The sequence below is a fragment of the Blastocatellia bacterium genome, from assembly GCA_035275065.1.
GTDB lineage: Bacteria > Acidobacteriota > Blastocatellia > UBA7656 > UBA7656 > DATENM01.
Window position 1 is genome coordinate 128,964 of record DATENM010000023.1, and the last position, 24,494, is coordinate 153,457.

General features: G+C 61.1%; 20 protein-coding genes and 1 tRNA gene. 14 read left to right on the forward strand and 7 right to left on the reverse strand.

Features of this window, described 5'->3' with window-relative positions; all coding sequences use genetic code 11:
- Nucleotide 1 precedes the first annotated feature (1 nt).
- The 5 genes from VJ464_04535 (at nucleotide 2) to VJ464_04555 (ending at nucleotide 8,628) form a co-directional block, all read left to right on the forward strand.
- Nucleotides 2–1,210 (forward strand): alpha/beta hydrolase-fold protein, encoded by a 1,209-nt coding sequence (locus VJ464_04535; protein ID HKQ04374.1) that lies wholly within the window; start codon nucleotides 2–4, stop codon nucleotides 1,208–1,210.
- Between the two features lie 61 nt (nucleotides 1,211–1,271).
- A complete protein-coding gene (locus VJ464_04540) occupies nucleotides 1,272–2,846 on the forward strand; it encodes an alpha-L-arabinofuranosidase C-terminal domain-containing protein (protein ID HKQ04375.1) in 1,575 nt (524 codons plus the stop codon).
- Nucleotides 2,847–2,882: 36 nt separating this feature from the next.
- Nucleotides 2,883–5,576 carry a glycoside hydrolase family 3 C-terminal domain-containing protein gene (locus tag VJ464_04545; protein ID HKQ04376.1) on the forward strand — a complete coding sequence of 898 codons (2,694 nt, stop codon included), beginning with the start codon at nucleotides 2,883–2,885 and terminating at the stop codon, nucleotides 5,574–5,576.
- A gap of 40 nt (nucleotides 5,577–5,616) precedes the next feature.
- Complete coding sequence (locus VJ464_04550) at nucleotides 5,617–7,302, forward strand: alpha-L-fucosidase (protein ID HKQ04377.1); 1,686 nt, start codon at nucleotides 5,617–5,619, stop codon at nucleotides 7,300–7,302.
- A 57-nt stretch (nucleotides 7,303–7,359) separates the two neighbouring features.
- Entirely contained in the window at nucleotides 7,360–8,628 is a 1,269-nt protein-coding gene (locus VJ464_04555) for an endo-1,4-beta-xylanase (GenBank protein ID HKQ04378.1), read from the forward strand.
- 124 nt (nucleotides 8,629–8,752) lie between these two features.
- On the opposite strand, the gene VJ464_04560 is transcribed toward VJ464_04555, so the two are convergent.
- The 6 genes from VJ464_04560 to VJ464_04585 all read right to left on the reverse strand — a co-directional run bounded on the left by VJ464_04560 (nucleotide 8,753) and on the right by VJ464_04585 (nucleotide 17,473).
- Complete coding sequence (locus tag VJ464_04560) at nucleotides 8,753–9,466, reverse strand: SCO family protein (GenBank protein ID HKQ04379.1); 714 nt, start codon at nucleotides 9,464–9,466, stop codon at nucleotides 8,753–8,755.
- Nucleotides 9,467–9,499: 33 nt separating this feature from the next.
- Complete coding sequence (locus VJ464_04565) at nucleotides 9,500–11,521, reverse strand: multicopper oxidase domain-containing protein (protein ID HKQ04380.1); 2,022 nt, start codon at nucleotides 11,519–11,521, stop codon at nucleotides 9,500–9,502.
- 952 nt (nucleotides 11,522–12,473) lie between these two features.
- Nucleotides 12,474–12,563, reverse strand: a tRNA-Ser gene (locus tag VJ464_04570).
- 73 nt (nucleotides 12,564–12,636) lie between these two features.
- Nucleotides 12,637–14,274, reverse strand: a complete 1,638-nt coding sequence (locus VJ464_04575; protein ID HKQ04381.1) for a hypothetical protein — start codon at nucleotides 14,272–14,274, stop codon at nucleotides 12,637–12,639.
- A 17-nt stretch (nucleotides 14,275–14,291) separates the two neighbouring features.
- Nucleotides 14,292–16,577 carry a hypothetical protein gene (locus tag VJ464_04580; protein ID HKQ04382.1) on the reverse strand — a complete coding sequence of 762 codons (2,286 nt, stop codon included), beginning with the start codon at nucleotides 16,575–16,577 and terminating at the stop codon, nucleotides 14,292–14,294.
- Nucleotides 16,578–16,663: 86 nt separating this feature from the next.
- Nucleotides 16,664–17,473: a hypothetical protein gene (locus VJ464_04585; GenBank protein HKQ04383.1), complete on the reverse strand. Its 810-nt coding sequence runs from the start codon at nucleotides 17,471–17,473 to the stop codon at nucleotides 16,664–16,666.
- Between the two features lie 191 nt (nucleotides 17,474–17,664).
- Between VJ464_04585 and VJ464_04590 the strand changes: the two genes are divergently transcribed.
- The 5 genes from VJ464_04590 (at nucleotide 17,665) to VJ464_04610 (ending at nucleotide 20,487) form a co-directional block, all read left to right on the forward strand.
- The gene (locus VJ464_04590) at nucleotides 17,665–18,048 is read left to right on the forward strand and encodes a Smr/MutS family protein (GenBank protein ID HKQ04384.1); all 384 of its coding nucleotides are present in this window, start codon (nucleotides 17,665–17,667) and stop codon (nucleotides 18,046–18,048) included.
- A gap of 115 nt (nucleotides 18,049–18,163) precedes the next feature.
- Nucleotides 18,164–18,607 (forward strand): hypothetical protein, encoded by a 444-nt coding sequence (locus tag VJ464_04595; GenBank protein HKQ04385.1) that lies wholly within the window; start codon nucleotides 18,164–18,166, stop codon nucleotides 18,605–18,607.
- Between the two features lie 12 nt (nucleotides 18,608–18,619).
- Nucleotides 18,620–18,784, forward strand: a complete 165-nt coding sequence (locus VJ464_04600; protein HKQ04386.1) for a hypothetical protein — start codon at nucleotides 18,620–18,622, stop codon at nucleotides 18,782–18,784.
- Nucleotides 18,785–18,790: 6 nt separating this feature from the next.
- Nucleotides 18,791–20,020: a PLP-dependent aminotransferase family protein gene (locus VJ464_04605; protein HKQ04387.1), complete on the forward strand. Its 1,230-nt coding sequence runs from the start codon at nucleotides 18,791–18,793 to the stop codon at nucleotides 20,018–20,020.
- Nucleotides 20,017–20,487 carry a hypothetical protein gene (locus VJ464_04610; GenBank protein ID HKQ04388.1) on the forward strand — a complete coding sequence of 157 codons (471 nt, stop codon included), beginning with the start codon at nucleotides 20,017–20,019 and terminating at the stop codon, nucleotides 20,485–20,487. The genes VJ464_04605 and VJ464_04610 overlap by 4 nt, the downstream gene beginning before the upstream one ends.
- Nucleotides 20,488–21,005: 518 nt before the next feature.
- On the opposite strand, the gene VJ464_04615 is transcribed toward VJ464_04610, so the two are convergent.
- On the reverse strand, nucleotides 21,006–22,145 hold the full coding sequence (locus VJ464_04615; GenBank protein HKQ04389.1) for a PQQ-dependent sugar dehydrogenase: 1,140 nt from the start codon (nucleotides 22,143–22,145) through the stop codon (nucleotides 21,006–21,008).
- A 389-nt stretch (nucleotides 22,146–22,534) separates the two neighbouring features.
- Here VJ464_04615 and VJ464_04620 point away from each other — a divergent pair, with 389 nt between their 5' ends.
- From VJ464_04620 to VJ464_04635, 4 genes are all read left to right on the forward strand, one after another.
- Complete coding sequence (locus tag VJ464_04620) at nucleotides 22,535–22,882, forward strand: hypothetical protein (GenBank protein HKQ04390.1); 348 nt, start codon at nucleotides 22,535–22,537, stop codon at nucleotides 22,880–22,882.
- 4 nt (nucleotides 22,883–22,886) lie between these two features.
- Complete coding sequence (locus VJ464_04625) at nucleotides 22,887–23,306, forward strand: phage holin family protein (GenBank protein HKQ04391.1); 420 nt, start codon at nucleotides 22,887–22,889, stop codon at nucleotides 23,304–23,306.
- Entirely contained in the window at nucleotides 23,285–23,761 is a 477-nt protein-coding gene (locus VJ464_04630) for a hypothetical protein (protein HKQ04392.1), read from the forward strand. Before VJ464_04625 ends, VJ464_04630 begins: the two co-directional genes overlap by 22 nt.
- Nucleotides 23,762–23,929: 168 nt before the next feature.
- Entirely contained in the window at nucleotides 23,930–24,397 is a 468-nt protein-coding gene (locus VJ464_04635) for a hypothetical protein (GenBank protein HKQ04393.1), read from the forward strand.
- Nucleotides 24,398–24,494: the final 97 nt, after the last annotated feature.

Consider the following 24,494-nt stretch of genomic DNA (forward strand, 5'->3'; position numbering starts at 1 on the left):
GATGCGACGGTTCAACATACTGATGCTTTTATTATCGAGTCTTTGTTGCGCACTCTTTGCGGGTCTCTGTTACGCACAGGAGGCGGGCGATTTTCGGCCCCCGACGACGAACGTCTGGGGGGCAGAGTACCCACGCGTTGATGGCACGGGGAGGGTTCAGCTTCGCGTCAAAGCGCCCGACGCCACTAAGGTCAGAGTGAATTTCTGGAGCGGCCCCAAAGCTGAAATGACCAAACAGGCCGATGGATTTTGGACGTTCACCACGCCCCCACTTGTTCCCGGCTTGCATTACTACACCTTCGTCATTGATGGCGCGGAAGTCAGCGACACCGGCAGCCAATCCTTTTTTGGCGGCAGCAAATACGCCAGCGCCGTAGAGGTGCCAGAGCCGGGTTCGACTTATTATTCGATTCAAGACGTGCCGCACGGCCAGGTGCGCGAGGTCTGGTACAACTCGAAGGTAACAGGCAGTTGGCGGCACGCGCTGATCTATCTGCCGCCGACTTACGAAACGCAAACCAAGCAGCGCTACCCCGTGCTCTACTTGCAGCACGGCGGCGGTGAAGATGAAACGGGATGGATTCGCCAGGGGCGTGCCAACTTCATCCTGGATAATCTGCTCGCCGAAGGAAAGTGCAAACCCATGATCATGGTGATGGCCTATGGCTACGCCCGGCGCGCCGGCCATGCGTTGCCCGATCTGACGGGCAAGCCTTTCGGTTCTCCCGAAATGTTGAAGGCGATGCAGGAGATGATGTCAGTGTTTGAAGATGATGTTACGCAGGCGCTGATTCCTTTCATCGACAGGACCTACCGAACGATTCCTGATCGCGATCACCGAGCGATGGCGGGCCTTTCGATGGGCGGCATGCAGACGTTCCAGATCACGCTGAACCATCTCGATCTCTTTTCTTACATCGGCGGATTCAGCGGCGCGGGCGGGATGCTTGGGAACCAGAAACTTGACCCGAAGACCGATTACAACGGAGTATTTTCCGAGCCTGCTGCCTTCGCCAAGAAAGTTCACTTGCTCTGGGTCGGTGTCGGAACGGTAGAGCCTGAGCGAATGCGCGCAGGACTTCAGCGTCTTCATACCTCGTTAGTGGAGGCAAAGATTCAGCACGTCTTCTACGAATCACCGGGTACAGATCACGAGTGGCAGACCTGGCGTCGCGATCTGAAAGACTTCGCTCCAAGACTCTTTCAATAGGCCGCTCAATAAAGGTTGCGGCATTGAATCAGAAGACTAAGACCGAAAGGAATTGCTTGTCATGCGTGTACGTCTTGTCAGTTTCGCTCTGATCATTGTGATCTTAATTGCACCCTTCGCAGTCGCTCAAAAGGTTGACCTGAACGTTGATGCATCCAAGGCCGGGGCGAAGATCGACCGCCATATCTTCGGCCAGTTCGCCGAGCATCTCGGCCACGGCGTTTACGAAGGTATATGGGTCGGCCCGGGTTCCTCAATTCCCAACACTCGCGGCATCCGCAACGACGTTGTGGCCGCGCTCAAAGCCATCAAGGTGCCGAACGTGCGCTGGCCCGGCGGCTGCTTCGCCGACGAATACCACTGGCGTAAAGGCATCGGCCCGCAGCGGCCAGAGACGCTCAATCCCAACTGGGGCGGCGTTATCGAGCCGAACACGTTCGGCACTCACGAGTTCATGGATTTCCTCGACCAGATCGGTGCTGAAGCCTACCTCTCAGTTAATGTCGGCTCCGGTACTCCGCAAGAAGCTGCCGAGTGGTTGGAGTACCTGACCACAGCGCAGCCGACCGCGCTTGCCAGGGAGCGCACCGCCAATGGTCACCCGGCTCCTTACCGTGTCGCCTTCCTCGGCATCGGCAACGAAAGCTGGGATTGCGGCGGCAACATGACGCCCGACTACTACCTGAGCCAGCTCAAGCTCTACAGCCGCTTCGTCAGGAATTATAATCCCGCGCAGCAGGACAACCAACAGATGCTCAAGATCGCCGTCGGCCCGGGCGGCGGCGAGCCGCGCTTCAACGAATGGACCGAAGCCGTCATGAAGGCATGGCAGAATCACCAGTGGAGTTGGGATATACAAGGTCTATCGCTGCACAGCTACACGGTTTTGAACTGGGAGAAGAAGTTCGCATCCGTCGGCTTCGGTGAGGCCGAATACAGTCAGATACTCAAGGGCACATTAGAGATGGAAGGGCTTGTCAGTAAGCACGCGGCCATCATGGACAAGTACGATCCGCAAAAAAAAGTCGCCCTTGTGGTGGATGAATGGGGCGCGTGGTATGCGCCTTTGCCCGGCAGCAATCCGGGCTTTCTGGTCCAGCAGAACAGTCTGCGTGACGCGATACTTGCGGCACTCAACCTCAACATCTTCGTTCGACATGCCGAGCGCGTGCGCATGGCCAACATCGCGCAGATGATCAATGTCCTGCAAGCGATGATTCTGACCGATAAAGAGAAGATGGTGCTAACGCCGACCTATTACGTCTACAAGATGTACGTGCCGTTTCAGGATGCCACGTTCGTGCCGGTCACGTTCAGCGCCGGCAGCTACACTCACGGCGGCATCACGTTGCCGCGCGTGGACGCCATCGCCGCCAAAGACAAAGCCGGCAAGCTATGGCTTGAAATCACCAATGTCGATCCCAATCAAGCAGTCGAGATCGAGGTCGCCTTGGCCGGCATCACGCCGAAATCGGCAGCCGGGGAAACACTGACCGCGCCCAGAGTCGATAGCGTGAACCGCTTTGACGCACCGCATACGGTCGTGCCGAAACCCATCTCGGCGAAGGTGCAGGGTGGCAAGCTGACTCTGAGACTAGAACCCAAGTCGGTGACCGTGATCTCTGTCGAGCAATGATGCACGACCGCACGTGAAGTGGACTGGAGGTTTGCAATGCTATCTCGAACGATGTCGCAACGGTGCGCGGCGATGGCGGTGGCCCTGCTCGTCTTCGCGTCGTGTGCGTTCCCTTTAGTGGCGCAACAGCGCCCCGCGAAGGCCCCCTACCTCGACCCATCGCTTTCCGCCGAACGGCGCGACGACGACCTCGTCTCCCGCATGACACTCGAAGAGAAGATCTCGCAGATGATGAACGCCGCCCCGGCCATCTCGCGTCTAGGCATTCCGGAATACGATTGGTGGAACGAAGCGCTTCACGGCGTTGCATTTTCAGGAGTCGCGACCGTCTTCCCGCAGGCGATTGGGCTTGGCGCCACCTTCGACACGGATCTCGTCGGTCGCGTCGCGGAGGTCATCTCGACAGAAGCCAGGGCGAAGTACAACGAGGCGCAGCGGCAGGGGAATCACGGTCGCTTTTATGGGCTTACATTCTGGTCGCCGAACATCAACATCTTCCGCGACCCGCGCTGGGGCCGCGGCCAGGAAACCTACGGCGAAGACCCTTATCTCACGTCGCGTCTCGGCGTTGCCTTCGTGCGCGGCTTGCAGGGCAACGATCCGAAATACCTCAAGGTAGTTTCAACGCCGAAGCACTATGCCGTACACAGCGGGCCGGAGCCATTGCGCCACGGCTTCGACGCGGCGGCGAGCGACCGCGACCTGCGCGAAACCTACTTGCCCGCATTCCGCGCCACCGTGATCGAGGGAAAGGCGGCCTCCGTGATGTGCGCTTACAATCGCGTCAACGGCCAGCCGTGCTGTGAGAACACACGGCTCCTGGCCGACATTCTTCGCGGCGAGTGGGGCTTCGCAGGCTACGTCGTGTCGGACTGCGGCGCGGTCGGCGATATCTTCGCGAACCACAAGGTCGCGCCTTCACAAGAGGCCGCCTCCGCGCGCGCCGTGAAGGCGGGGACCGACCTCGATTGCGGCGACGAGTACGCGACGCTGCTCGCGGCAGTGAAGCAGGGGATCATCTCGGAAAGCAACATAGACCGCGCCGTGAAGCGCCTGTTCGTCGCACGGTTCCGGCTTGGAATGTTCGACCCGCCAGAGATGGTCCCGTTTTCAAAGATTCCCTTCTCCGAGAACGACTCAGCCGAGCACAGACGACTGGCAGCCGAAGCGGCGCGCGAATCAATGGTGCTGCTCAAGAACGATGGCGCCCTGCCGCTGCGCAAGGACCTCGGCACGATTGCGGTCATCGGCCCGAACGCCGACGACATAGACGTTTTGCTTGGCAACTACAATGGCCAGACGTCGCATGCCGTAACGCCGCTTGAGGGCATCCGCCGCGCCGTCTCTAAGACGACGACGGTCGTCTCGGTGCGAGGCGCGTCGCTCACGTCCGTGGATGGGGTGCCCATCCCGTCGTCTTCTCTCACACCAGCCGGCGGAGGGGCTGGCGAGCATGGGTTGCGCGCCGAGTACTTCGCCAATCGCGACCTCTCTGGAACTCCCGCCATCACTCGCGTCGATCCGGAAGTTGCTTTCGACTGGGGTGTCGGGTCGCCGGCGGCAGAGATCCCTGTCGACAACTTCTCGGCGCGGTGGACAGGAAAACTCGTCGCGCCCGTGTCGGGCACATATGCGCTCGGTGCGACTGCCGACGATGGCGTCCGCGTCTATCTCGACGGCAAGCTCATCGCGGAGGATTGGACCGAGCATGCGCCGAGGACAATCACCGCTCAGGTGACGCTCGAAGCGGGCCGCGCCTATGACGTGAAAGTCGAGTACTTCGAGAGCCACGTCGGCGCTGTCGCCAAGCTCGTCTGGATGCCGCCGTCATCACGCGAGGTCTCTTTCTCCGAAGCGGTCGCTACAGCGAAGAGGTCCGATGCCGTCCTGATGGTGCTCGGCATTTCGTCCAAGCTCGAAGGCGAAGAGATGAACGTCACCGAGCCCGGCTTTAAGGGCGGCGACCGCACGTCAATTGACCTGCCGGAACGCCAGCAGCGATTGCTCGAAGCGGTCGCGGCAACCGGCAAGCCCATTGTCGTCGTGCTGTTGAGCGGCAGCGCGCTTGCGGTGAACTGGGCGGCCGACCACGCCAACGCAATTCTCCAGGCGTGGTATCCGGGCGAAGAAGGCGGCACGGCTCTGGCCGATGTGCTCTTTGGCGATTACAACCCGGCGGGGCGACTGCCCGTGACGTTCTACAAATCCCTCGATCAGTTGCCGCCGTTCGAGAGCTACGCGATGGACGGGCGGACCTACCGGTACTTCAAGGGCGAGCCGCTCTACCCGTTCGGCTATGGCCTCAGCTACACACGCTTCGGCTACTCGAATCTCGTCGTGCCGAAAACGGTCGCGGCTGGCGCTCCGATTACGGTTCGGGCGACCGTGGCAAACATTGGCACGAGGGCGGGTGACGAAGTTATCGAGCTTTACGTGACGGACGTTGAAGCTTCGGTGCGCGTCCCTGTTCGCTCACTTCAGGGCGTACAAAGGATTCACCTCGCGCCCGGCGAGCGACGCGAGGTGAGCTTCACGCTCGAACCGCGCCAGCTCGCGATCATTAATGATTCGGGAGCGACCGTGGTCGAGCCCGGTGAGTTCACTGTGGCGGTCGGCGGCAAGCAGCCGGGGTTCAAAGGGCGCACCGACGCGGCGACCACATCGGTCGTCGAAGGACGCTTCCGAGTGACAGGCAAGGCGACCGTGATCCGCAACGAGCCGAGTCGCTGATTGGGAATATCTACCCTCTTGACCAGAAGGAGCATTAACGGTGAAACCGCATCTCTCTCGACGCGACTTCTTAAAAACATCGGCCATCGCCGCCGGCCTGCGATTAACGGCCTGGCGAACTCGTGCGGTGACCGCGGCTCAGTCGGCCCGCACCATCGCGCGCGGGCCATTCCAGCCGACATGGGAATCGCTCGTGCAGAACTACCGCGTGCCCGAATGGTTCCGCGACGCCAAGTTCGGCATCTGGGCGCACTGGACGGCTCAGTGCGTGCCGGAGCAGGGCGACTGGTACGCGCGTAGAATGTATCAACAGGGCGACTCAGCTTACGACTACCATGTTAAAACTTATGGCCACCCCTCTAAGTTCGGCTTCATGGAGATTGACCGCCTATGGAAGGCGGAGCGCTGGGAGCCTGAGAAGCTGATGGCGCTTTACAAGCGCGCCGGCGCGAAATACTTTTTCGCCCTTGCCAACCACCACGATAACTTCGATGCCTACGATTCGAAGTATCACGCCTGGAACTCGGTCAATGTCGGCCCGAAGAAGGACATCGTTGGGACGTGGGCCAAAGTCGCGCGTGCAAGCGGCCTGCGCTTCGGCGTCAGCAACCACTCGGCTCACGCCTGGCACTGGTTCCAGGTTGCCTACGGGTACGATGCCGAGGGGCCACAGGCCGGCGTGCGCTACGACGCTGCACAGTTGACGAAGGCCGACGGCACGGGCAAGTGGTGGGAGGGGCTAGACCCGCAAGACCTCTACACCGGGCGCAACATCGTTGTGCCTGACGGTATCACCAGCATCAAGGCGATGAATGAGTGGCATGGTAAACACGACGGTGTGTGGAACGAGAATCCGCCGCCGATGAACCCGGTGTTCGCTGAGAAGTGGTTCCTCCGCTGTCAGGACCTGGTTGATAAATATCACCCTGATGTCCTCTACTTCGACGACACCGAGCTGCCGCTCGGCCAGGCCGGGCTTGATATTGTGGCGCACTACTACAACGCCAATCTCGCGCGCAATAACGGCAAGCTGGAGGCCGTCGTCAACGCCAAGCACATGAAGCCGGAGCACGTCGCCGCGCTCGTCGAGGACATTGAGCGGGGCGTCGCCACCGGCATACGTCCGCAACCGTGGCAAACAGATACTTGCATAGGCTCGTGGCATTATAGCCGCGCCATCGCCGAGCAGAATAAGTACAAGACGGTCGGACAGGTCATCAATATGCTTCTCGATATCGTGAGCAAGAACGGCAACCTCATGCTCAGCGTTCCCGTCCGCGGCGACGGCACGATTGATGAACACGAGGTCGCGTTCCTCGAAGGCATGGCGGCGTGGATGAAGACGAACGCCGAAGGCGTCTTCGGCAGCCGCCCATGGAAGATCTACGGCGAAGGCCCTTCAACCGTCGAAACAGCCGAGGCGGGCCAATTCGGCGGCGCGCGTGATGTGCGCAGCAAGCCCTACACGATTGAAGACGTCCGCTTCACCACTAAGGGCGAGGCGCTTTATGCCTACTTGCTTGCGCCGCAGCCGACGGCGCAGGCTGTCATCAGGAGTTTGGCGACGAGTTCGCCGCAGACCGGCGGGCGGAAAGTGAAGGACGTAACGATCTTAGGCGGCGGCAAACTGGAGTGGTCGCAAGGCGAGCAAGGTCTCACCGTGAAGCTGCCGGATAGGCTACCGAGTCGTGAGGCAGTCGGGCTGAAGATCAGCGGGATGCTTTAGAATCACAAGCCAGGTAAAATAATAGCGTCAATGGGGAGAGGCATAATAAGAATCCGCATGGCCGTCGCTTTGGCCGCCGTCATCTGCCTGCCAACGATGGGCATCGCCTCGGCGCAGAATTTCCCCTTGCGCGTGGCCGCCGACAAACGCGGCTTCTACGTCGGCGCCGCCGTCGCCGCCGCGCCGCTGCGCAACGAGGAGCCCTACCAGGACACGCTCAGGTGCGAGTTCAACATCATCGTCGCCGAAAACGCTTTCAAGTGGGACGCCATTCATCCCGCTCAGGGTACTTACAACTTCGCCGACACCGACGCGCTCGTGGCGTTTGCCGAAGCCAACCATATGAGGATTCGTGGCCATACCCTGGTCTGGCATAACCAGTTGCCGGGCTGGCTCACGGGCGGCAACTTCACGCGTGACGAGGTGATCGGCCTGCTGCGGGATCACATCAGCACGGTGATGGGGCGCTATAAAGGAAGAGTTCTGGCCTGGGACGTAGTCAACGAGGCGATTGACGATGCGACCGGCGGCCTGCGCACGTCGTCGTTCTGGTATCAAAGGATCGGTCCCGACTACGTTCGCATGGCGTTCGAGTTCGCGCGCGAGGCGGACCCCGCGGCGAAACTCTACTACAACGACTATAACGCCGAAGACATGGGCCAGAAGGCCGACACGGTTTACGCCTTGCTGCGGGATTTGAAAGCCGGCGGCGTGCCGGTTGATGGGGTCGGCTGGCAGATGCATGTCGTGAACGGCTTTCGCATCACGGACGCCAACCGGCAGAACGCCGAGCGACTTCAGTCGCTCGGCCTTGAGATGATGGTTACGGAACTCGACGTGCGCGCCCGGCTGCCGTTGTCGGCGGCGGATCAGCAAACGCAGGCGGAGAGCTATGGCGAGGTGGCCGACTTCTGTTTGCGCCAGCCGAACTGCAAGGCGCTGGTGATGTGGGGCTTCACCGACAGGTATTCATGGGTTCCGGGTGTCTTCGCGGGGATGGGCGATGCGCTGATCTTCGACGCGACCTATCAGCCCAAGCCGGCCTATCAATCGCTGCAAGCCGTGCTGCAAGCGGGTTTGATATTCACTCCCAGAATTACCGGGGCCGAGAGGTCGCGCAAGCAACTGATCATCACCGGCCAGGAGTTCGCCGATGGCGCTGAGCTTTTTCTCAACGGCGTGCGGCAGAAGAAAGTGGTGAACGATGCAGTCAACTCGGCAACCGTGCTGATCGCCCGCAAGGCCGGCAAGGTGATTCAATCCGGCGACCGCTTGCAGGTGCGCAACCCGGACGGCGCGCTGTCGAACGAGTGGATATTTCCCTAATAAGATGACGACCCTCACACTTGACAAGCCCGGACAATATAAAGAGGTGCCCATCTCGGAAAAGAGCCTTGCGTCTGAGGTTCTCCTTGGGCACCTCTGACTTGTCTTTGGTTGCGGGAAGGATTTACTTCTTGTGCACCGCCGGGTCGGCCTGCCGTATCCCGTTCACGGCCCCTTTGAAGGGCGAATCGGCCTCGTTCTGGATCGTGCTGGCGATCCACTTGGGATTGGCCCCGCCCTGACACGAGGCCCAGCGCATGAGCGGCTCATCGCCAATCTTCAGCATGCCGCTGTGGTTGTTCCGATCAGCGTCTTGCACGGGGTCATCGTAAGTAAAGCCGAGCGATTTTCGCAGTAACAGGATGTCCTTGGGCTTTCCGGTCAGAAAGAGCCACCCCGGTCCGGCCCCGTGTTCTTTCGCAAACCGCCTGAGCTCTTCGGGACCGTCCTCCTCAGGACTCAGCGTGATCGAGTAAAAGAAGATGTCGCGGCCGGCGCGGTCGCTCAAGATTCTCTGTACCTCGGCCAGGTGATGCGTCACCATCGGGCAGATATCTTTGCAGCGCGTGAACATGAACTGGATGACCACCCGCTTGTCCTTAACCAGATCGTCGTAGAAGCGGACCTTCTCGCCGTCTTGCGTGATCAGTTCGACATTCGGCAGATGGCGCTGGCGGATCAGCTCGCGCGGCGAGACGTCCTGGAAGCGGCGCCGCCGGCTGTTGTCGGGCTTGTCCTTCCCGAACAAAGCCGTCGTCCCGGCGACCGTTGTCATTCCGGCAGCCGCCAGCAACTTTCTTCTTGTCATCGTTGCCATGGTCGTTTCTCCTTTCTTCATTGCTTCGCCTTTGGCATCGCCAGGGCGGCTGGTTTACGGATTCTGGTTGTTGTCGATGACGCCAGGCTGTACCTGAAAGATGAGCATCATGGCGTGATCTTCATGCACCGTGTTGTGGCAGTGCATCGGGTAGTCGCCGACGAAGTCGCGGAAGCGGAAGAAGAGTGTATCCGTCTCGTCGAATTGGAGCCGGGTGACATCTTTTCTCGCGATCTCGACGGCCGGCACGCCGTTGGAGTTCGTGCCGCCGTTGCTGCCGCTGCCGCTGCCGTAGCCGCGGCTGCCCCATCCGTCGCCGCTGTATCCACCTGAATACTGCCATTCAGACCGGTCATGGCGCCCGCCCGAACTCCTTTGCAGGATCTGGTGCTCTTCAAAATGGATGTGGATGGGGTGCTGCCAGTCGTTGCGCGGGTTACTAATGACCCAGTTCTCGGCACTGTTCTGCTCGACCGTAAAGCGAATCTGGGTGCAGTCGGCGAACTGGTCGTTGATCACCCATTGGCCATTGCTGCGGTCGAACTTGAAGTTGCGCGTGATGCGCGGCGTGACGACGCTAGGCAGGGCGTAGAAAGTCGGCCCGGTGGCTGGGTCAACGCTGTAGTCCGTCACCTTCGAGCCGATCTGGAACTCCATGCAATAGGTGCCGGTGCCCGCCGCCAGAATATTGCCGGTCGGCCCCTGGCCGTCTTTTTGCTCCAGCCGGTTCTCCAGGCGAACGGTGTTGTGCGTGCCGATGAGCTTCTTGACCTGAGTGAAGTCAACGATGATGTCGAATCGCTCGGCCACGCTGGCTCGGATGCTGGTGACTTTCACAGGCTTGGGTAGCAAGTTGCCGTCATTGGCGATGACCCAGAAGGGAATGACCGTGCTGGTGTTGTTGGGGTCGGTCAGGAACAGTTCATAGAAGCGCGACGGCCCGCCGTTGAGGATGCGGAAGCGGTAGCGGCGTTGATTCACGCTCAGGAACGGCTGGATGATGCCGTTGACCAACTGCACGTCGCCGATCAGCCCTTTGAAGTTGAAGGTGTCGAAGCACATCAGGCCGGTGCTCGAATCCAGCAGCTTGTCGGCCATGATGAGGGGGATGTCGTAAGCAGGAAAGCTGGGCAGATGAAAGCCGCTGCTCTCATCGCCGGTGTCGAACTGGTTGAACATGAGGTGGAAGCCTTCCATGCCCTTGTAGGTGTTCTCGGCGGTGTGGTCGATGCGGTGGTCGTGATACCACAAGGTACTCAGCGACTCATTGATGTCGCCGTTCGGCTGATGGTCAGAGGCGAATCCCGCCTGCTGCGCGGTGTAGTAGTAATCAAAGTACTGCCCGCGGAAGAACCAGCGGCACGGGCCGCCATCGCTCTCTGGAGCCGTGTGGAAGTTGTGCAAGTGAGTAGAGATTTCTGGAACGCCGAAGCCGCCGTTCTGGCTCTGTATCGGCAGTTCGTTGAAGCGGCGAACCAGCCACGGCTGCTGGTAGCGCGTGACGATGGTGGGTCCGGGAAACAGCGCCACATCGCTCGCGCTCGACCCGCCCTGGTTGAATCCCCAGATGGTCTGTGCCGGGATGTTGGTGTCCGAGGTCATGCGGAAGTTGGTATTGGCCCGGATCCGCTGCACGAAATACTGCTGGACCGGATACTGGTTGAAGAACTGGAAGCAATCCGACCCGGAAATCAGTGAGCCGTTGGATTGGCCGCGGCCTTCGTAGGGAAGACCGGTTGCGGAATTGATCGCGTTGTTGGGGCATCGCTGCGGGGGAGCGCCGAACTGCAAGCCGGCGTCAGTGAGTGAGCGCGCCGGCAGCACCGGCGGAATGGGCAGCGGGTCAACAAAAACCCTTGCCGGTTGTGGGCTGCATCCGGGGCTGCAATTGCTATAGCAGCCGGAGCCGCTGCCCCAGCTACTCGTCGTCTGGGCGTGCGTCAGGCCGCCCTTGGGGATGAGCACGCCGGCGCCCGTCATCAGCCCCATCTTGATCAGGTCGCGCCGCGTCAATCCCGCTTTGACCAGTTCCAGTCGGTTGTAGAGCGCACGTTGGATGTCACGAGGATTTGCCATTGCTGATCTCCTGTGGGCACCATCTCAGGAACAGGAAAGTGCCGGGTTTGCCTTGAACAACTATTGTGGAAGGAGCCTTCTAAGCGACGATTTGCCCGTGGCCAGTACACTCGCAGACCTCGGACACAACTTCGCCCTTAGCCAGCGGTCTACTGAATCCAGAGGTAGAGTTAGGAACAGTGATTGTCGAAATCAGAGCCCTGGTTCGTACAACAACCCCTGGAGCGCCTGACTCCTGGTCGGCTGACACACGAACACCCCAGGCCCAGAAATCAGGCTGATGATGGATGATAGCTAAAAGCACTCAAATGAATGTATTGTAAGGCGGGCTCAAAGATAATCCGAATAACAAATCATGTCAAGTAAATTACGATGGCGCTCATCCATAAAGGCAGGCGTGGGAGGGCGCAAAGCCACTGAAATACCGCCGGGTCATTGTCCGAGAATTGCTGTCGCACTATAACTATGACCCGGCACAGAGCCGCTGGTTACCATTCTGTTGTGGCATCGGCAGCACTCCGTTTTTACTGATGGCCACGACTTCGTGTTTTGTCGTGAAGATGGAGGTGCGCTCAATCAAGACAGTCTCCGCAAGACTGTCTTGTATCGGGCGATGGACAAGGCCGGGATATAACGGGAGAAGTTTAATCACGGCTTTCACATCTTCCGGCATAGCGCGATCACTATGTTGTACCGTCTGACGGGAGACCTGAAGCGCGCGCAAGGGTTCGCCCGCCACAGCCGTATCTCGACGACCGCGGATACCTACGTGCACAGCGATCCGGTCGAATCGGAGTCCACGGAAATGATTGCCGCGAACATTACCTCAACTGATTTACTCAACGAGCGGGGAATCTGTGGTACACCTGCGGTACAGGCCAGCAAGATAGTGCAATAACAAAGGGCAATCCTGGTTAAAGGATTGCCCTAAGCTGTTTGAACAAAAAGGAAGCGGAGAAGGAGGGATTCGAACCCTCGATAGGCCTTTACAGCCTATAGCGGTTTAGCAAACCGCCGCCCTCAGCCACTAGGCGACTTCTCCATCAAGAACCGCTCCAGTATAGCGGAAGGCGCTTGAACCGGGCAAGCGTAGGCCCAATTTTCGCCCTCCTTCATCACTCCGCGCTGCCATCATCGTCGCTGCTGTCGCCTGCGTCATCGCCCGCCGGCTCGCGTTTCATCTTCTCGACCTCTGCCGCCGACAGGACGCGCAGTACGACGGCCTTCGCGTCCGAGTAGACAATCTCGAATTTACCGCTATCCATCGCCGCATCCATAAAGTCCGAGTGCCCATTTTCTGTGAAGACGTACTCGGCCCCGAAATGTTCGCGGATTAACGGCGCCGCGTCGGTTTCGTCGCCGAGCGTGATGCGATTGTAGAGCTTCCACAACTCCCGGTCGCGGTCGTAGAGATAAGTCGGGTCCAACCCGGTGATGTAAGGGTTGTCCGGGTTGTAGTAGTAGAGCATCGGGAAGTCGCTCCAGTTGGTGTTGAAGATCATCGCCCCCGCCGGCACGTTCGCGGCAATCCATTCGCTCGCGCCCTGGTAAGCATACGGCTCGCGTTCGGACTTCATGTCGGCGCGCGCCCCGATAACCGTAAAGACCACCGTAGCGCCGACGATGACCGCGGTAATGGCCGCGGCGACGGCGGCGACGGCGCGTTCGCGACTCTGCCTGAACCATGAGCGATCAAACTCGGCAAGGCGCGGGCTGATCGTGAACGCCGCGAAGACCACCGCGAATGGCGGCCAGTATTCGACGAAGCGCCGCGACTTGAACATCATCAACAGCAGCACCAGCGCGACCAGCAGGAAGAAGAGCGGCTTCAGGTCACGCGCCCGCCGCCGGTACTCGAACGCCGCCAATCCCGCAAAGAAGATCACAAACGCCAGCCCGCTCAACCGCAGCAGGTCCCATGCATCATACGGATACCACTCGATGCCGACCTCGACGGCGTAGCCCGATCCGGCGGTGGCTTTCATCAGCAGATGCTCCCACAGCAGGTGCAGGTTCTTCGGGAAGTACGGGTTGATGACCAGGCCGGCAACGATGCCCGCCAGCGACCAGAGTGGCGCGCGCCATTCAATGCGCCGCTCGGCCAGATAGACCGCCACCGCATACAGCGCCGCCAGAATGAAGATCAACGGGAATAGACTGTAATACCAGACGAAGGCAAACGACAGCAGCCCCAGCCACGCGTACTTGCGCTTCAGTATCAGGTAAGCGCCCAGCCCGATCATGCCGAGCGACAGCGCCGGCGCCCGCGTCATAGACATGCGGTAAAGGAACGGCTCGGAGCCGGCAATGATGGGCGCTAGCCATAGCCAGCGATGGCGCACGTCGAAGGCGACCAGCAGCCCGAACAGTGACAGGATGCCGAGACTTGCAAAAGTCACCGCCGCCAGCTTTGCCCCCAATCGCATATCGTTGCCGAAGGTGAACGGCGTCAGCAGGAGGTGAAAGAGGTAGTGATGATCGACGTAGTCCTGCTCGTTGAGAATAGTGAGCGGCAGCGATTGAAAGCGCGGCAGGTGCGGGAACTGCTCGCGCAGCGTGCGGCTCCAGCGCATGTGATAGAAGCCGTCGTTATCGAGGATGGCCGGGCCGCCGAACTCGATCCAGCGCATCACCGTCAGGATCAACGCGAAGGCGATGACCAGCTCGACCGGCTTCGGGACGACAAAGCGGCGCGGCGCGGGCCGCAAGGCGGTCGCCTGAGCTTGCTCGATCATCTCTTGACCGGTCTGCATACGAGCGGCGGACAGGCTTACTTGATACGGCCGGCGATCTCGTCGAGGCGGCTGCGTAGTTGTTCGAGCTGCGTGACGGCTTGCTTCGCCTGATCGCTCGTGAAGCCGCCCAGCGCCGTGGCGAGCGAAGTGATGCGCTGCCGCAAGGTGTCGGCTTCGCGCTGCGCTTCGCCCTTGTTGAAGAAGCGATAAAGATTCGAGCTGACGCGCCGCTCCATCTCGTCAACGCTCGCCGTCAGCTCGCCGACCAGCCCTGCGAAGGCGACGTTCTGCAAAGCGGCGATCCGCGCCGCCTGATCTTCGCGCTCTTTCGCGGTGCGGTTGCTCAACTCGTCTGTGCGCGCTTCGAGCTGTTTGGTCAGGCCGATGATGTCGGTTTCGAGCTTTTCCGTGCGCGTGCCGATGCCAGAGGCTTGCGCTTCGACGCGGCCAACCTCTTCGCTGGCGCGCGCGGCGCGGCCTTCCAGCTCTTTGAGCTTGGCCGACAGTTGCTGCTCGACCGACTGGGCCATCTGCCGGGCCGCCGCCGCATCACCCGCGGCCTGGCCGGCGCGGGCTTCGGCCTGCGAGCCGACCTGCGAAATCTGTTGCGGCAAGCCGGTGGTCGCCTGCTGGAGCTGTGCCGTCGTGCTCTTCAACGAGCTGACGTCGGTTTGCGTCGCCGCCAGCACTTTGTACTGCTCTTTGAAGCGATGCGCGTTCTGGTAATCGCTCTCATCGATCTCGCTCTCGACGCCGGCAACCCGTGCCGCAAGCGCGTCACCAGCAGGCGCATTCAAGCCGGCGCGATAGATCGTCGCATAGGTCGCGCTCGCCACCCCGTTTGTCGGGTTGACCTCACTTTCGGCCTTGCTGCCGAAGACCAGGAACGAGCGCATCAGTCCCACCTGCGTCGCCGGGTTGGGGCGGTTGCTCGATAACTGCATCGCATACATCACGGCCCAGCAGGCGAAGACGAAAAGGATGGTGAAGATGGCCAGCCGCATAAATCCGCGATGCACCCGGCTGAGCAAAATGAGCGGCGTGTCGAAAAACGGCGGTGTGGTGATCTCGCCGCGCTCGGGGAACGATTCGTAGCGCCGGCGCGGCCTTGACGGTGTGCCTACCGCCGGCTCGCTTTCATAACTGCGGACGCTGCGTTTGCCGCGACCGCTGCCCGCCATGCGCTCCCAGAACGATAGCGCCGGGCCTGTAAGCAAGACTACTAAAAAAGCAAAGCCATAAAGCGCCAGCGTGCCCAGCGCGCACAACCGCAGCTTGCGCCCGACTTCGCCCAGATAAGCGCGATAGAGCCGCTGGTCGCGCTCTTTCAAGTAAGGCTCGACCTGCCAGAGCCCGAGAAAACGCTGATTGGCGGGGCCGGTGATGGCGGTGACTTCTTGCTCGATACGATCTTCGGAGTAGATGCGGTGGCGGTCGAGGTAATAACGCAGCCAGTCGCGGAAGCCATTCGGGTCCTGGCCGCCGTCCAGGTATTCGCTCATCGCTTGCATCGCCGGCGACTGCATCTGGTCTTTAGGATCAGGCGACCGCCACGCCGCATCTTGCGAAACGTCGCCTTCGGGATAAATGCGCGCCACAATCCAGCGGCCCGGCCCATTGCGCAGGTAGCTTTCGTAGTCGCGTTGGAACTGCGGGTCGCTCATCAGCCAGTTGGCAGCAACCCACTGACGATAACTGGGGACGTTCACCTCGCGCGCTTTAGTCATTTCTTCGAGCGAGGTGAGATGGCGCACGGGGTTTTTCGCTTCGGTGTTGCGAAAGACCAGATAAGTAGCGACCGCCGAGATGACGATAGTGAGCAGCACAGCCGGCAGCGTCTTGCGCCACGAGCGGAAGAATCGCCCCCCGAACACCACCAGCAGCGCCAGCATCGGCGTCACGAAAAAGAAGAAGAAGCTGAAGACCAGCAAGTAGCCAGGGTCTTCGTGTGGCAGCACAGGGTTCCAACGCTTCGGCACCGGAGCCAATCTGACAAACGCCGCCGCCAGCAGCGCGATCAGCGCCAGCGCCAGTTGCTGGCCAATCACGAGCATCAGGAAGATGACCAGACGCGCCCCCCAGGGCCGCGCTTCAAAGCGTCGCATGAAGCTGCGCTCGGTGCGCTCGTCAATCTCGCGGCGCAGGGCCAGCAGGTCATCATCGGCGGCTTCGATCTGTGAAGCGTTCAACTCGCGCCGCAACCGCGCCAGCTTGACGGTCGCCATCAACCGCGCGAACGGCGACATGCCGCGTTCGCGGGCATCGAGCGCCGCGATGTATTCGCGCAAAATATCCGTGTCTCTTGTGATAACCGTTTCCATAATCCATTGGGGCCGGGTGCCGGGTGCCGGGTGCCGGGTGTCGGTGGGCTTCACCAACACCCGGCACCCGGCACCCAATCCCTAATTCACGTTTGAAAATTCTGCACGACGCGCAGCTCATCGCCGGTGATCGCGTCGAGATAAACCGTCCATGAAAGCGAGCGGCCCGCGGTCACTTCCCAGGCCAGATGGACTTCGATGTTATCGCCTTTCTGAATCGGCAAGATGACCAGTTGACGGGCGCTGACTTCGGCGGCGTTCGTGACCTGGGCGCGCTGCTCGCGGCCCGCGATGTCCGTGTAAGTGAAGCTGCGACCGACAACGCGCTTCTGCGCCTCTTCGCGGGCGATCTGCGGGCGCTGCGGCAGGTCTGTGGTCGGGATGAAGCGGTCGTCGAGCTGCAACAGCCGGCCGTCGCTGCTGACCACTGCCGTCATCTCGCCATAGTTGCCGGCGACCGGGAAGCCATAGTTCGCCTGCCGGTAAGTCAAGCGGTGCGTCGTCCCCGCGGCATCGCCTTTCGCGAGTGATACCGTCGACGGGTCGGCGTTGAGCAGGTCGCGCCAGCGATCAAGAAAATTTTTCATGGCTTCGCGCAGCGCCGTCGTGTCGCCCGCGCGTTCGGGCGGCGCGGGCATCAGCTTGATGCCGCCGCTGACGCCCAGCAGCGAGCGCGGCGTGTTAATGATCGGGTGCAGGTCAGGTGGCGTCTGCGGCACGGTGTAGGCGTCAAGCATGCGCCGCCATTCGCGCTCGGCTTTGGCGCGCATGTCGGCGGAGTCGCGAATGATCACGGGATAATTTTTCTGCGCCCCCTTCGGCACTTTCGGCGACGAATCGCACGCCGTCAACAGCGCGGCTGCCATCAGGAAAAAGATCATGCGAAGTGGAGTCATAGTGGAGCAGAAGTTAGAGTATACGTCCTGTCTTTGATCGTCCGCCGCACGGCGTGCAGTCGAAAATTCAATTATTCACCATGACAACAGCGCACGGCAAGCGGCGGGAAAGCAGGGACTAGGGGCTAGCCGGAAAAGCACCGCGCCGATACATCTTTCTTACCAGCCCCTGATCCCTCTATCATGGCTTTATGATTTTCGACTCCCTGTTGAAGCGATGGCGTCGCGCCGCGCCGCGCGCGAGGATTGAGGCCGATGAAGACGAGAGCGTTGACCCGCTCGATCCCTTTCCCGATCCCGTCGTCATTCCGTTTCGTGATGCGCTGGACCTGCATTCGATTCCGCCCCGACAGGTGCGCGCCGTCGTCGAAGACTATCTTACGGAAGCCCACGCGCGCGGCTGTCGCGGTGTGCGGATCATTCACGGCAAAGGCATCGGCGTGCAGCGCGAGATCGTCCGCGGCATTCTCGCCCGCACCCCTTTTGTAACTCACTTCTCAGATGCCCCAGGCGAGGCGGGCGGCTGGGGCGCAACGGTCGTCACGCTGAAAAGGAAAATGATGAATGATGAATGAGGAACTGAGGGAACAGTGTCGGGCGTCAGCCCACCTGCTTTTCCGCAATCCATTATTTATCGTTCATCATTCATCATTTCATGTGGCTCGGCGTCTTATGATAAATTATCCCCTTATGAAACCAACTCTCAGGAACGCACATTGGATCGCGCTGCTTTGTCTGATGTTGACCGCCGCCTGTGCCGCGCCGGAAAGCAATAACGCGCCGGCGAATAATAACGCCGCGCCGGCTGCGGAAACGGCGAATGCCAATACGCCACCGACCGCGCAACCGGCACCGCCGTTGACCACTATACCGCCGGCAACAGCACCCGCGCCGCCGGCCTCTACGCCGACTGTGCCTGTGCCCGCGACCGCGCAGCCGGGCAACCCGGCGACGCCGGCCAAGCCCGCCGAGCAACCCGCCGCGCATGTGGAGGGGCCGAAACTGGTCATGATCTCGCAAGATCGCGACCTCGACTTCGGCAAGCAGCCGCAGGACAAGACTCTGGTGCGCCCGATTCGCGTCAAGAACGGCGGCACACAGACTTTGAACATCGAGTCGGTCTCGCCAAGCTGAGGCTGCACCACCGTGGACTTCCCGAAAGTCCTCCGGCCTGGTCAGGTCGGCACAATCCGCATCAAAGTCGAAACCGGCAAAGCGGCTGGCCCGCACACGAAAACGGTCACCATTCGGACCAACGACCCGAGCGAGACGAGCCACGTCGTGCAGTTCAAGTTCGACGTGAAAGGCTGACGGCAGATGGCCGATGGAGAGATTGTCTACGACGAGCTGCTGTCGGTGATGGGCCGCGGCCTTCAGCCCAATGCCATCCGCAAGCTGACCGCACTGCTCGGACGCCGCGACATCATTTCGCTGGCGGCGGGCGCGCCGAGCAGCGAGACCTTTCCTGTCGAAGCGCTCGCCGAGATTGCCGCTCGCGTCATCCGTTCGCGCGGCCAGTTCGCCTTGCAATACGGCCCGACGCGCGGCCCGCAATCCTTGCTCGAAGCCATTGCCGAGATGCTCGGCGGGCGCGGCATCAACGCGACGCCTTCCGAGATTGTCGTCACCTCCGGCTCGCAGCAAGGGCTCGACCTGGCCGCCCGCCTGTTGATCGATCCAGGTGACGTGGCGATGGTCGAGTTGCCGAGCTACATCGGCGGCATCATCGCGCTGCACAACGCGCGCGCAGAGATGGTTGGCGTGCGGCAGGATGACGCGGGGCTGAACATCGAAGACCTGCGCGAAAAGATCATCGTCCTGCGCCAGGCCGGGCGCCGTGTCAAATGCGTCTACACCATCCCCAATTTTCAAAACCCTTCGGGCGTGACCCTCACGCTTGAGCGGCGCGAGCAACTCGTCGCGCTCGCAGACGAGTTCGACCTGTTGATTGTCGAAGACGACCCGTACTTTGATCTCGCGTTCAGCGCCGCGGCGCACCCGCCGGCAATGGCCTCGCTGCGGCCTGAGCGGGTGATCTACCTCGGCTCGTTCTCGAAGGTGCTGGCGCCGGGATTGCGCGCCGCTTACCTGCGCGCCCCCGCTGCGCTCGCCGATAAAATCGAGCTGGCGAAAGAAGGCGCAGACCTTTCGACCAGCGTGCTCGATCAGGCAATCGTGCTGGAGGCGCTGCGCTCAGGTTTGGTCGAAAAGCGCCTGCCGGAGTTGCGACAGTTTTATGAAGTGCGCTGCCGGGCGATGCTCGCGGCGCTCGACCAGTGCGCGCCGGCGTCGGCGCACTGGACACGGCCCACGGGCGGCTTTTTTATCTTGCTCGAGCTGGCCGCCGAGCTGGACGCGACCGCCTTGTTGCCGCAGGCGCTTGATTGTGGTGTCGCTTACGTTCCCGGCCAGCCGTTCTTCGTTGACGGCGGCGGCGCCAGCACCTTGCGGCTGGCTTACTCGAAAGAAACGCCGGAAAAGATCAGCGAAGGCGTCGCGCGCCTGGGCCGCGTGCTGCGTGGCGAGCCGCGCGCAGAGGCTGTATGACCAGCCTTCCTCTCACCCCGTTCATCGCCGTCATCCTGTTATTGCTGCCGGTCAAGCTGACGCCGCGCACGCTCGTCAAGCTGGCGTTTTTTCTGTGGGCGTCGGGCGGCACCGTTTTAGTGGCGCTGGGCGTCTTGCGCATGGCCGACGCGTCGCTGACGATCCGCGCCAGTGTGATTATCGCCACAAGCCTCGTGTGGCTGGTGATTGGCATCGCCAAAGGCAAGTACGTGCTGGCGAAGACCTCGCAGCGCAACATCGAGCGCTTGCGGGCGATGACCGAGCCGCAGCGGCCCATACGGGTTTACAGCCTGCGCAGTTGGCTGGTCATCAGCTTGACGGTGGCGCTGAGCTTGGCGCTGACCCTGTTCAACACGCCGCCATTCTGGCGCGGCGGCATCAACCTGGCCGTCGGCTTCGCGCTGCTGATGAGCAGCATCAATTATCTGATTAGCCTTAAACCGTGACGCGGCGACGCGGCGACAGGATAGTCAGTCCCTTTATCCCCGCCTCTTCCCTTCCCCGCGTCTCCGTGTCGCCGCGTCGTGTTTTGTGGCATTACTCACCATTTGCCCGATCCGCGATAACGCGACTTGTCACTCGCGGGTCACGCCGCTTGTCACTTGCATTTTGACGCTCAGTCAAGTTCTTTCATTCTGCGCGCAATGCGTCATTCATTATGGTTGAAGCCGTGCAATGACGGTTGCCGAGCGGTCATCCATTCGTGATGATTTTTTTCGCTTCTCGGCATCGCCTACCCCGAACTGATAGCAGCGCATGTTCTGGTACGCGAGTTGATATTGATAGGGCTGCCCCCAAGATATTCCAGCAGGTTGAAGCTGACGCACTAGATATTCTGTCGCCCCCTTTTGCCCCGTCCCCCACATCGGAATGAGCCTCTCCCCATGCTGGTTCCGATCCCCCAAGCGCCGCAATGCTGTCGAGCCCGGCTCCGGCATTGCGGCGCTTTGCTTTACAGAGCGGTTTAAGGAAGCGGCACAAGGCGCAAGACGCGGTCATCGCCGCTTGCCGCGCGCCCGCGCCCGTCGCGGTTCGAGGTCGAGAAATAGATCGTGCCGTCCAGCCCTTCCGCCACGTCGCGAATGCGCCCGTAATCTTCAACCAGCAGGCGCTCCTGGCTGACGACGCGGCGGCCGTCTAGCGCCACACGAATGACGCACTGGCCTCGCAGGCAACCGAAAAAGTAATTACCACGCCATTCGGGAAAGGCAGCGCCGCGATAAAACATGCCGCTCGCCGGCGCAACCGCCGGCGTGTATTCCAATAAAGGCGCTTCCATCCCCGCGCCCGTCGCCTGATGATGAATCACCGGCCAGCCGTAGTTCTTGCCGCGCTCGACGAGGTTGAATTCGTCGCCGCCACCCGGCCCGTCAAATCCCGACGGGCCATGCTCTGTCTGAAACATTACATTCGTGCCCGGCTGCCAATCGAGGCCCTGAGCGTTGCGGTGGCCGTACGACCAGATTTCGGCGCGTGCCCCGGTCTGCCCGACAAACGGGTTATCGGGCGGCACCGTGCCATCGTCATTCAAGCGCAGGGTCTTGCCGGCGAGTGAATCGAGCTGCTGCGCCAGGGCTCTTTCAGTCGCGTCGCCGGTTGTGATGTAGAGCTTGCCGTCAGGGCCGAAGCGCAAGCGGCACCCGGCGTGATTGGCCGCCGCGGGAATCTCTTCGATAATCAATTTGCGATCAACAAGGCCGCGGCTCGTCTCTTTGAAACGCACGACCCGGACGCGCTGGCCGCCGGCGCGATAGGCGTAGGCGAGATACAAGAGATGGTTGCCGGCGAACTGCGGGTGCAAGGTCATGCCCATCAAGCCGCTTTCGCCCGATGGCTCGACATCATTAATCGTGGCGAGCGGCTCCGGTCGCAGCTTGCCGTTTTCGATGACGCGCACTCGGCCCGGTCGCTCGGTCAACAGGATGCGCCCGTCGGGCACAAAGACGATTGACCACGGAACCGTCAGCCCGCCGGCTATGGTCTCGACGCGAAAGCGTACCGCGCCAGCCGTCACGGTTTCGCCGGCGCCTTTGCCTTCGGGCGGCGCGCGGTGACAGGCGATCAGCAGGACAAGCAGGAGCGTTGCGCCGGTCAGTATTTTCATGCTGAGTTAGACGGTAGCAGAGGGCGGTTTCTTCACTACTTTGCGGAGCCTGTGGCGCAATTTAACAGGTGGCGCGAGGCGGTACGCAACCTAATAGATTGCGCCGCGCCGCCCGGCAGTTATGCAAGGTAATCAGACAGGACTGCACGGTTAAGGGACAACCTTGTACGCGACTCAGGCACGGGCATCCTGATGCCCCGCAAAGCGGTCTATGAGCCGTAGCCCTGGAACCGGCATAAATCGCCGAAAAATCTGTCCTTCATCAAAACTCGCGGCGCAGATTTGCGAGCGCCGCCACGCGACGACGAAATGGGAGTATGGCTGGCATTCGTCTTGCTCTTAACAGCCTGAAGTCAGCGCGACTTGTTTATCAGATAAAGGAGTGTGCGATGCAGGAAATGACGCGTATAGATGACCTCGCCGCAAGTCAGAACAGACCGCCCGTGCAAGCCGGCAATGGCGGCTCAGGCTTCGACCAGGTTAAGTCAACCGTAGCCGACAAACTGGGCGAAGCCGCTAACGCGCTCCGGCAAAAGAGCGGGCAGCAGGGCGCGGTCGCCGGCTATGCCAATCAAGCCTCCGATTGGCTAAATTCCGCCGCCGATTATGTGCGCGACCTCGACCCGACGCAAATCAAATCCAACATTCAACAGCAGGTGCATAGCAACCCTGGCCGCAGCCTGCTCATCGCGAGCGCTGCCGGTCTGGCGCTCGGCATTCTGTTGCGCAGGAGGTAACGCCATGCAGATGCGCGAAACGATCCCAACCGGAATCAATGGCGGCATACAGCGCGAGTCGTTCGGCGAGTTGCTCGGCGAACTGGCGAACAATTCGGCGGCGCTCGTCCGCGACGAGATCGACCTGGCCAAGCAGGAGATGAGCGAGAAGGTCACTCGCCTGCGCTCCGGCGCGGTCACCGTAGCCATCGGCGGGCTGCTGGCCTTTGTAGCTTTGCTTACGCTGACCGCCGCGGCGGTCGCCGGGCTGGCGCACTTCATGGATACGGCGCTGGCGGCGCTGCTGGTCGGCGTCGTCTTTGCCGCAGTCGGCGGCGGCATCGCCATGTCGGGCCTCGGACGGCTCAAGCGAACCAGCTTGAAGCCGAAACAGACCATCGAAACTCTTGAGGAGGATAAGGAATGGCTCAAACAACTAACGTAGCCGCGCAACGGCGCGAAACCGGCCCGACGCCGGAGCGCAGCGCCGAAGCGATTCGCCAGGACATCGCCGCCAAGCGCGACTCGATCTCGGAGACCGTAGACAAGCTCGGCGAGCGCATTCAAGAGACGCTCGACTGGCGTGAATACGTCGGCAAGTATCCGTGGCTGGCGTTGGGGCTGGCGGCGGGCGCCGGCTTCATCGTCGCCGGGCTGTTCAAGCATGAGCCGACGCCGCGCGAGCGCATCATGGATGCGGTGGCCGAGATCGCCGAAGACTTCGCCGACCGCGCCCGCGACGTCATGGGCGATGCGCTGCCGGGGAAGAAAAGCGGACCCGGCGTGGCGATTCGCGCGGCGGTGACCGGGGCCATTACCAAAGCGGCGGTGGATTTCGGTAAACGCAAGGCCGGCGAGATGCTCGCAGGCAATCAACGGCAACCGGGACGGCGCGTTTAACGCCAGCCGGTTGCTCTAACCATCATCGGCAATTTGCAACGGAGCGAGAGCGTGCAGCGACGATTCAGCCTGCGAGAATTGACCGACGGTCAAGAGGGGGAGAGGATCACGCCGCGCGTCATTTGCTATCGGGTTTTGAACCACTTCATTCGTCAAGGAGGATAATTCATGGAATCGAATCGAAATGCCACGAAAGACATCAACACCACCAGCTCAACCACCGGCTCGTCCGGTTCGACTGGCTCAACCGGCTCGATTGGCTCGCCCAGCTCGCCTAGTTCGGCCAGCAATCGCAGCACGGCGACGACCGGCAGCGCCCCGCAGCGCGCCAAAGATACCGCGCAGACGACCGTTGACCAGACCCGGCAGGTGGTGAGCGATGCCTACGACAAGACGTCGGAAGTCTTGGGCAACGCTTACGACAAGACGTCGGAAGTCTTGAGCAACACCTATGACAAGACGATGACTTATGGCCGCGAGAACCCCGGCGCGCTGACCCTGATCGCGTTCGGCGCGGGCATCGGCTTCGGCATCCTGCTGGCCGGAACGCTCGGCGGCGGGCGCAGCCGCACCAGCCGCATCGCCGAGCCCCTGGTCGGCGCGTTGTCGCAGATTGCGATGGAGTTCTTGCGCTAGGCCGTATGCCGGCGCGACGGTTGAAACCATCTTTTTCGTACCGTAGTAACTGAGTAGCAGTCTCCTAACAGAAAACCTGAAGGGCGGGTGGCAGATC

Coding starts and splice junctions, on each gene's coding strand:
- VJ464_04535 (HKQ04374.1), top strand. CDS start 2: ATGCGACGGTTCAACATACTGATGCTTTTATTATCGAGTCTTTGTTGC.
- VJ464_04540 (HKQ04375.1), top strand. CDS start 1,272: ATGCGTGTACGTCTTGTCAGTTTCGCTCTGATCATTGTGATCTTAATT.
- VJ464_04545 (HKQ04376.1), top strand. CDS start 2,883: ATGCTATCTCGAACGATGTCGCAACGGTGCGCGGCGATGGCGGTGGCC.
- VJ464_04555 (HKQ04378.1), top strand. CDS start 7,360: ATGGCCGTCGCTTTGGCCGCCGTCATCTGCCTGCCAACGATGGGCATC.
- VJ464_04560 (HKQ04379.1), bottom strand. CDS start 9,466: ATGAAGAAAGGAGAAACGACCATGGCAACGATGACAAGAAGAAAGTTG.
- VJ464_04565 (HKQ04380.1), bottom strand. CDS start 11,521: ATGGCAAATCCTCGTGACATCCAACGTGCGCTCTACAACCGACTGGAA.
- VJ464_04575 (HKQ04381.1), bottom strand. CDS start 14,274: ATGCAGACCGGTCAAGAGATGATCGAGCAAGCTCAGGCGACCGCCTTG.
- VJ464_04580 (HKQ04382.1), bottom strand. CDS start 16,577: ATGGAAACGGTTATCACAAGAGACACGGATATTTTGCGCGAATACATC.
- VJ464_04585 (HKQ04383.1), bottom strand. CDS start 17,473: ATGACTCCACTTCGCATGATCTTTTTCCTGATGGCAGCCGCGCTGTTG.
- VJ464_04590 (HKQ04384.1), top strand. CDS start 17,665: ATGATTTTCGACTCCCTGTTGAAGCGATGGCGTCGCGCCGCGCCGCGC.
- VJ464_04595 (HKQ04385.1), top strand. CDS start 18,164: ATGAAACCAACTCTCAGGAACGCACATTGGATCGCGCTGCTTTGTCTG.
- VJ464_04605 (HKQ04387.1), top strand. CDS start 18,791: ATGGCCGATGGAGAGATTGTCTACGACGAGCTGCTGTCGGTGATGGGC.
- VJ464_04610 (HKQ04388.1), top strand. CDS start 20,017: ATGACCAGCCTTCCTCTCACCCCGTTCATCGCCGTCATCCTGTTATTG.
- VJ464_04615 (HKQ04389.1), bottom strand. CDS start 22,145: ATGAAAATACTGACCGGCGCAACGCTCCTGCTTGTCCTGCTGATCGCC.
- VJ464_04620 (HKQ04390.1), top strand. CDS start 22,535: ATGCAGGAAATGACGCGTATAGATGACCTCGCCGCAAGTCAGAACAGA.
- VJ464_04625 (HKQ04391.1), top strand. CDS start 22,887: ATGCAGATGCGCGAAACGATCCCAACCGGAATCAATGGCGGCATACAG.
- VJ464_04630 (HKQ04392.1), top strand. CDS start 23,285: ATGGCTCAAACAACTAACGTAGCCGCGCAACGGCGCGAAACCGGCCCG.
- VJ464_04635 (HKQ04393.1), top strand. CDS start 23,930: ATGGAATCGAATCGAAATGCCACGAAAGACATCAACACCACCAGCTCA.